The sequence below is a fragment of the Paucibacter hankyongi genome, from assembly GCF_037482915.1.
GTDB classification, from domain to species: Bacteria; Pseudomonadota; Gammaproteobacteria; order Burkholderiales; family Burkholderiaceae_C; genus Paucibacter_A; species Paucibacter_A hankyongi.
This window is the reverse complement of the sequence record NZ_JBBHJX010000003.1, coordinates 511,873-519,915: the sequence shown is the minus strand read 5'-3', so window position 1 is coordinate 519,915 and position 8,043 is coordinate 511,873. Positions and strand designations below refer to the sequence as shown.

At 63.4% G+C, this 8,043-nt stretch carries 6 protein-coding genes; all 6 read right to left on the bottom strand.

The features are described from left to right. Positions 1–136: 136 nt before the first annotated feature. Positions 137–1,705, bottom strand: a complete 1,569-nt coding sequence (locus tag WG899_RS08270) for a tryptophan halogenase family protein (protein WP_339595141.1) — start codon at positions 1,703–1,705, stop codon at positions 137–139. A 35-nt stretch (positions 1,706–1,740) separates the two neighbouring features. Beyond that, on the bottom strand, positions 1,741–3,300 hold the full coding sequence (locus WG899_RS08265; RefSeq protein WP_339595140.1) for an ATP-binding protein: 1,560 nt from the start codon (positions 3,298–3,300) through the stop codon (positions 1,741–1,743). Then, positions 3,300–4,016 (bottom strand): response regulator, encoded by a 717-nt coding sequence (locus tag WG899_RS08260; protein ID WP_339595139.1) that lies wholly within the window; start codon positions 4,014–4,016, stop codon positions 3,300–3,302. Before WG899_RS08260 ends, WG899_RS08265 begins: the two co-directional genes overlap by 1 nt. A gap of 10 nt (positions 4,017–4,026) precedes the next feature. Beyond that, on the bottom strand, positions 4,027–5,337 hold the full coding sequence (locus WG899_RS08255; protein WP_339595138.1) for an ABC transporter substrate-binding protein: 1,311 nt from the start codon (positions 5,335–5,337) through the stop codon (positions 4,027–4,029). A 704-nt stretch (positions 5,338–6,041) separates the two neighbouring features. Next, positions 6,042–6,323, bottom strand: coding sequence for a hypothetical protein (locus WG899_RS08250; RefSeq protein ID WP_339595137.1), 282 nt, complete (start codon positions 6,321–6,323; stop codon positions 6,042–6,044). A 108-nt stretch (positions 6,324–6,431) separates the two neighbouring features. Further along, entirely contained in the window at positions 6,432–8,039 is a 1,608-nt protein-coding gene (locus WG899_RS08245) for a GGDEF domain-containing protein (RefSeq protein ID WP_339595136.1), read from the bottom strand. Positions 8,040–8,043: the final 4 nt, after the last annotated feature.

Genomic DNA, 8,043 nt, shown 5'->3' with positions numbered 1-8,043 from the left:
GTCTGGCGCAGCCAGAGCCGGAGGACATGAGCGGAACCGTGCACCCGATGGCTTCGGCAAGAGGAACACTAAAGTCCGCAATGTGCCGATTACGGCCCCACCGGGAGATCCCGCCTTGAGTCAATGCCTCACTCGCTCAGACTCCGGCCAAATCCGTCAAGGGCGCTGCGGCGAGCGGCGTGGCTGCTGCTTGCATCTGCAGGAATTCTCGGTGGCCATAGAACTGCGCTGCGATCTGCGCAGTCGCACGACGGGCCGCCGCCTGGCTCAATGGCTGTTGGTGTGTAGTGGGTGCTTTCAAGTCCGAGGGGAATCGCCCCATGCCGGCCAACAGGCAGTACCAAGAGGGGCGGATGTACATCAAATCATCGCCATGTCGGGTCAGTTCGGATTCGAAGTCACCACCGCGATCCCAGACCTCCAAGATGCTGGCCAAGCGGCTTGAGATGTTTTTGTTGGCGCGGTTCTCGCGCCAATAGTCGCTGTCGTTGCGGCTGTTGAGTTGGTAATGGGTGACGACATAGTCACGCACCCCTTCAAACATCTGGTTGATGCGGCGGTTGTATTTCACTTGCCGGGTGCGGCTGAAACCACCTTGCTCCATCTCGGCGATGAAGAGCTCGATGGAGAACTGAATCAGCATCAAGGCGGTGGCCTCCAGCGGCTCGATAAAGCCCTGCGATAGGCCGATGGCCAGGCAGTTGTCGCGCCAGTGTTGTTCGATCCGACCGACACGCATCTTCAACCGGCGGGCCGCTTGACCTTCCGCCGCCGGGCCTAGATGACGGCGCAACTCGGCCTCAGCCTCGTCATCGCTGACAAAGTCTGAGGCATAGACATAGCCATTGCCGAAGCGATTGCTGAGCGGAATCTGCCAGGCCCAGCCATGGGTGAGGGCGCCAGACACCGTCTCCGATGGGATGTCTTGATCCTCGGCCAGCGGCGTCGGGATGGCGATCGCGCGGTCATTGAACAGATTGTCGCGGTAGGACACAAAGGGCTCGCCCAAGGTCTCATTGATCAGCAGCCCGCGGAAGCCACTGCAATCGACGAACAGATCGCCGGCCAAATGCGAGCCATCCGCCAGCACCAGGCTGGCGATGTCGCCGTTCTCGTGCCGCAGCACCTGGTGCACCGTGCCGATCTGATGCCTGACGCCCAGTTTCATCGCATGCGTCTTCAGGAACTGGCCCAGCAATCCGGCGTCAAAGTGATAGGCGTAGTCGGTCGGCGGCGAGGCCTGGCCATCGGCGCGGGGGCGATAGTGAGGTGCACGCCGCTGGCGGGCCAATTCGGCGGCGATGAAGAAGTCTTGCGGGTTGGCATCGGCCTCTGTGCCGCGCCGGCGCAGGCATGCATTGGTGAAGAACTCGCTGCCGGTGGCCAGATCCGCATGGTTGAAGAAAGGGTGAACATAGGCCTCGTAACCGGGCACGCTGGACCAGCCGGGGAAGCGGATGCCGCATTTGAAGCTGGCATTGCAGGCCGGCATCCATTCGGCCTCGCTGATATTCAGGCGTGCAAAGAACTGCCGCAGAAAGGGCGTGGAACCTTCGCCGACGCCGATGATGCCGATATCACTCGATTCCAACAGGGTGATGCGCAAGCTGCGCTGAGACCATTGTTGGGCGAGCAGATTGGCACTCATCCAGCCGGCAGTGCCGCCGCCGACGATGACGATATGTTGCAGAGGTAGCGGGTTCACGGGGCAGTAGTGTCGGGTTGAACGTGGGGCGATATTCAGGCGGCACGGCTGGGCAGTGCTAGCCGTACCTCGAAGCCCCCTTGCGGGTGGTTGCGAAAACGCAGGCTGCCGCCATGGTCGGCGACGATGTCGCGCACGATGGACAAGCCCAGCCCCAGCCCTTCCGAACGCAGCTTGGCGCCATGCTCGAGGCGGGTATAGGGCTGGCCCAGCTTGGCCAGCGCGCTTTCCGGCACGCCGGGGCCGTGGTCGCGCACGGTCAGCAAGACCTGACCCTCTTCGGGGCTGCCGGCTTCACCTTCATGCATCAGCAACTCGGCCTTCGGCACATCATTGCCGGCGCCATAGAACATCGCGTTGTCGAGCAAATTGCCCAGGGCCCGCTTCAAGGCCAAGGGCTTGCCGAAGACGGTCAGCGGGCGCTCCTGCAACTCGATGTGTTGGCCGGCCATGCGGGCATCGCGCACCATTTTTTGCAGCACCAGGTCGATGCGCACCGGCACGCGGTTCTCGTGAATGTCGGTGTCCTTGACGATCTGCAGCGCGGTCTTGACCATCATGTCGAGCTCGTCCAGGTCCTCATGGAACTCGTCTTGCACGGCCAGATCATCGAGTAACTCGCTGCGCAAGCGCAGCCGGGTGATGGGCGTACGCAGGTCGTGTGAGATCGAGGCAAACAAGCGTTCACGGTCACTCAGGTAGCGGCGAATCCGCTCCTGCATTTCATTGAAGGCTTGAATCGCTCGGCGCACCTCGGCGGTACCGGTCACGCGCAGCGGCTTGGGGGTGGACTTGTGGCCCATGCGGGCGGCGGCACGGCTCAGGCCGAGCAGCGGGCGAGTCAGTGCCCGCGCCGTGATCAGCGTCATCAACAGCGCCAGACCCAAGGTGAGCAGTTGCGGCGCCATGCGCTGCCAGGTGAAGAACTCCAGCTGCTCCAGAAAATAGGGGTCGGGCATGGCGCTGCTGAGGTAGAGCCAGTGGCCCGGCTCGGTCTCTGCCTGAATGACCAGAAACGGGGCGGGACGGTCGGCCGAGACCAGCGAAGGGTCGACCCAGCTGTCGGGTAGGTCAGCCAGCCGGGCGCCGTTCGGCGACACCATCAGATCCAGCGGCGAGGCCAAGGTGACGCTGACCTTGGCATTGGCTGGCAGTTGGGCGTGCATCTTCTGCTGCACCTGCGCCTCTAGCAAGCGGGCCAGTGCTTGGTTGGGCAGCGGCACGGCCGGCACCTCGGCGTTGTTGAAAAAGACCAGGAAGCGGGTGCCGCCCATGGTGCGCAGCTGCTGCAGCACCAGTTGCCGCTCGGAGGGCGGTAACTCGCGCACCGCGCGCAAGGCACCGATGGCGCTGCTGGCCACATGGTGGGCGGCCATCTCGGTTTGGCGCCGGGCTCTTTGTTCGATTTGGTTGTACCAAAGCAGATTGATCAAGAGCTGCAGCAGCACCATGCCGCCCAGCATGGCCAGCACAAAGCGGCCCTGCAGACTGTCGAACAAAAAGGCCGCAAAGCGCTGCGGCCAGGCTCGCCCGCCATAGGGGCCTTGAGCGCCAAAGCTGCCGGAGCGACCTAGCCCGAAGCCTTCATGGCGCATCAGGGCGTATGTCCCGCGCTGACCGTGGTGGCGAACACATAACCCGAACCGCGCACGGTCTTGATCAGGGCTGGTTGCTTGCCGTCGTCTTGCAGACGTTGGCGTAGGCGGCTGACCTGCACATCGAGCGAGCGGTCCAGAGGCCCGAGGTCGCGGCCGCGGGTCACCTCGGCCAAGCGGCTGCGGTCGAGCACCTCACCGGGGTGCTCGACCAGCAGTTTGAGCAATTGGAAGTCCATGCCCGACAGGGCCGAACTGGCGCCGTCCGGGTCGATCAGGCTGCGTTCCAGCACATCCAGGCAGAAGCCATTGAAACGGAAGTAGCGCGGCGTTTGGCTGCGGTCTTGGCCGGAGCGACGATGGATGGCCTTGATGCGGGCCAGCAGTTCGCGGGGATTGAAGGGCTTGCCGATGTAGTCGTCGGCGCCCAGTTCCAGCCCGACGATGCGGTCGGTTTCTTCGGCGCTGGCAGTCAACATGATGACGGGCACGTCGGAACGCCGGCGCACCGATTGGCAGAGCGCGAAACCTTCGGTGTCGGGCAGCATGACGTCCAAAATGCACAGACTGATTTCGTCCTTGAAGCGCTCAAACTCGGCCAAGAAGCTGGCGCCGTCATGGGCGAGGCGCACCTCGTACTGGTTCTTTTCCAGATAGGTCTTCAGCAGCGTGCGGATTTTCTGGTCGTCATCGACAAGCAGGATCGTGCGGGTCATGCAAGGGCTTTCATGAGGCAGCTTTCACGGATTTGGGGCCCAGGGCGCGCAAGAGACCCTGCAGTTTGCGCTGCGCGGCGGCCGGTGTTTGGTTCGGGTCCAGGGCAAAGCGATGGACGGTCTCGATGACGGCGTTCTTGCCGACTTCTTCAAACGCCATGCGGTGCACCAGGCTGGGCACGCGGGGAGTGTTGGCGTTGGCAAATAGTTTGAAGGATTGCTGGGCACAGATGTCCAGCTCATCGACCGGTACATCGCGGCGCACCGGCACCGAACCCTTGATGCGGTTGTAGCCCAGTTGCAGGGCGGCGCTGCCGAGCAGCTCGGCCATTTTTTCCTGCTCGGCCTGAGAACTCAGATTGCCGGCCAACATGGCCAGCGTGTCGATGCTGAACAAATGGGCCTGCGCCGTACCGGGCACGGCCTTGCATTCGAAGTCGCGCCCGCCCTCCAGGCCCAAGGTGCCGAGTTCGCCACGGGCCCAGTCACCGGTGATCAACATGGCCGAACGCCCGGCGGCAAAGTCGGCCACCAGCTCGGTCCATGGCCGCTCACGCGGCGTGCCGCTTTGTGCGGCGGTGGCCGGTCCTGTCGCCATATTGCGCCAGTCGCGCAGGCGTTTGAAGGCGCGTTCCAGGGCGGGGTCGTCAAAGGCCTGCAACTCGCGCTGCACCATCATGCGTCGGTACAGTGCCGGACCGGCTTCGCCCAGCAGCAAGGTCTCGAACACGGTGGCGACCTGCCAGGGTTCATCGCTGAATGCCACCGGCGTCACGCCCGCCGCCCGCAGCGCCACGGCCGCGCGCTCCAGCCCGGCCCAGTCATTCGGCAGTTCAATCTTGTGCTGCCGGAACACTGCCTTGTTCAGATAGAGGTTGTTGATGCGGTGGATCCCCAGCGGGGCGGCCACCACATGGTCACGCACGGTCAGTTGCGACATCACCTGCGGAAACATGGTGCGCGCCCAGTTGCGTCGCTGCGCTACAGCATCCAGATCCAGCAGCAGGCCCATATCGGCCCATTCGCTCATTGACTGCCCATTCAGCTGCGCCACCTTCGGCGCCATGCGGCGCAGCGTGCGTTCGTTCAGAACTTTGATGGCAGCACCACCGCCGCCGCCGGCCACCGCCCCGTCGACCCAGCGCAGCCCAATCTCGGCCATGCGGGCCGCCACATGATCGGCCGCCGCGCGCTCGCTGCTGGAGGTCCACCAATGCAGCACATTGAGCTCATTGGCACCGTCCGCGCTGGAGGTGGGCGGCGCACTGCGTCCGGGGGCGGACACGGCCAGACCAAGCGGGAGCAGGGCAAGAGCACACATGCGGCGCATCTTGCCTTGTGCTCGGGCTTTGCAAGTCAAGGAACTGTTGGACTTCGGTGATGTTGTGTAAGTCACGGAGGGGAATGCGCTTGCGCTGTTGTGACAATTTTCAGAGCCCACGCCAAGCTTGGCGATTGGGGGTTTCGCTGGGCAAAGTGGCGAACTGGGCTGACTCTCCCATGGGGAGCGGGCTGCGAGGCCGTGTAATAAAAGGTAACACGAGGCCAGAGCGCCACAGATTGGCTCGCATCGAGCCCTGCGGTCGGCCTTATGGCAGCCTGCGCTGGATTTGCCGGCTGAGCCTGGCGTCTGTCTGGGATCGGCGTTAGTTGCCGTGCGGTGGTGGGCTGGGAGTGGGCTGAGTTGCCGGGTTCGCTTGTGTTACATGGCGGGTACATCTATGGTTCGCCCCGTGCAAGCCTGAACTGCTTGCCTGCTGTGGGCAAACTGCTTGGCAGGTGGGCGGAACGCATGGTTTGTGCCATGAAGAAGGCAGAAGGCTGCAACAGCCCCAAACGGTGTGGATGCTGGGGGCTCAGTGATCCACATCACATTTCGAACTTCCTCGTTCCCTGCAAGCCGGCTCAAACACCAATGCGGGCCGGCTTGCAGTTTTTTTCAGCGAACGAGCAGTGGAATGACTTGGTCTCTGTTTAGTCGCTGACATTGGCTTCGGCGAAATGCTTGGCGCAGCCGGTAGTTCGTCAGTCCGCCAACTCGGTCTCAAGCGCATCGTTGTCGAGCGCGGCGATTTCGGCGTATTGCACGGCGTTCAATTGATGGCGATAGGCCTGGTAGGCGTGGCGGGCCAGCGCTTCGGCGTCGCCTGCGTCGTCGGCAGCGGCGGCGGCGCGGTGGTGATCGGCGGCTGCGGCAAAGTGCTGTGCCGCGATCCGGTGCAGATCAGCAATGGTCTCCTGGTCTTCGTCGAAATATTCTTCGAACGAGGTGTCGGTAGCGATGTCCAGCGTCTCTTCCTTGTCCATGGGCTTGCTTCCTGGTGAGGTGACTGCACGGCGATATGCCGCAGGAAGAGCATTGCCGACTTGCGTGAAGGCTTGGTGACAGTTGGGTCTGGCTGCTTGTTCAGACCGTTAGGGCGAACTGGACGAATTGGAAAAGGCGAAACGTGCCGTTGCGGGCGTGTCGGTTCTCAGCTTGTTTTGCTGTAACTGCTGCTTGGCGGCATGCAGCAACTGCGCAGCGGTTTCGACGTCAGCGCTCAGTGCCACCAAGGCAATGCTCACCGCCAAGGGGAGCGGCCTACCGTCGACGCTGCGTAGCGTGGTGCTGGCCAGCTTTTCGCGCAGCCGGGCGATCACGGGAGCAGCGCTGGCCAGATCGGTGTCCGGCATGACGATGGCGATTTCTTCGCCGCCGACGCGAGCGACCCAGTCGACCAAGCGCACGCTGGCGCGAGCGAGGTCGGCCAAGGCGCGCAGCACCTGGTCACCGGCGGCGAAGCCGTGGCGCTTGTTCAGGCTTTGAAGCTGTTCAAGGTCGACCAAGGCCAAGCTGAGCGAGCGACCATGGCGCCGAGCGTGCTCGAACTCGCGCGCCAAGCGGACGTCGAAGTAGCCGCGGTGGTGCAGCTGGGTCAGCGGATCAAGCGCTAAGCCGGGCGACACGCGTTCGTCCTTTGTGGTTTCGAAATGGGGCTTGGCAGCGGCCTTGTCATGGCTGTCGCTGTGTTCATATCCCGAGGAGGGCGGGGCGATCACCAACAGGTTGCGGCCGCGGGTTTTGGCGGCTTGCAAGGCCTGGTCTGCTTGGGTCAGCAGGGTGTTGAAGTCCGACTGCACGCCTACAAAACTGAGGCCTGCGCTTGCCTGCACGGTGATTTCATCGCTGGGCTCGGCCTTGCTCGGGCTGGCCGTCAGCCATTGCTTGAGCACGCCGCCGGCCGAGGCCTGCGTGTTTGGCGGCGTGGCGCGCCGGATGGAGATCCGCAGAGCCGCCAGGCCAGACAACAGATGTTGCGCATCTGTCACCAAGGTGTCGCGGTCATAACGGTGCAGCAGGACGGTGAAGCCGTCGCCGTCAAAGCGACCCAAATGATCTGCGGGCGCGAGGCCCTGGCGCAATGCCGCGGCCACCTGGCCGAGCACGAGATCGCCCATTGCGTGGCCATGCGTGTCGTTGATGTGTTTGAACTGATCCAGGTCGAGCAGCAGCACGGCGGCGCAGCTGCCCGGCGGGCGTTCGCGTAAATGCTGCATCAGCAGCTCGGCCCATTCGCTGTGCAAGAGGCAGTCGGTGAGCTTGTCGCGCCTGCTATCTGTTTGTGTAGCGTGGGCAAGGTCTGGCCGTTCGCCGAATTCCGATCTGGGCTGGATTTGTTGACGCGATAAGCGCTTGATGCGCAAGAGCAGCAAGCGGCTGGGGTAGAGGCCGCGTAAGACTTCATCGCCGGGGTGGATGCGCTCCAGCAGATCGGCCTCTTGCTCAGCTGAGTTGGCGATGATCAGCGTCGGCAGCTCGCTGAGCGCATATTCGGCCATCAGTTCGTCCAGGCTGCGAAACAAGGGCGCCTGCAAGACCCGCAGGCTGGCCGGCGACTGAGTGCTGTGTTGTTCGTGCGCGAGTTGACCGGTGCGACAAACGCGCACCAGCAGGCCCTGCTCTCGCAAGGCCGCCAGGGCCGGTGCATCGGCCCCTTGTTCGCTGGGCACGACCCAGGCTATCCAGCTGATGTGTTTCATAGCG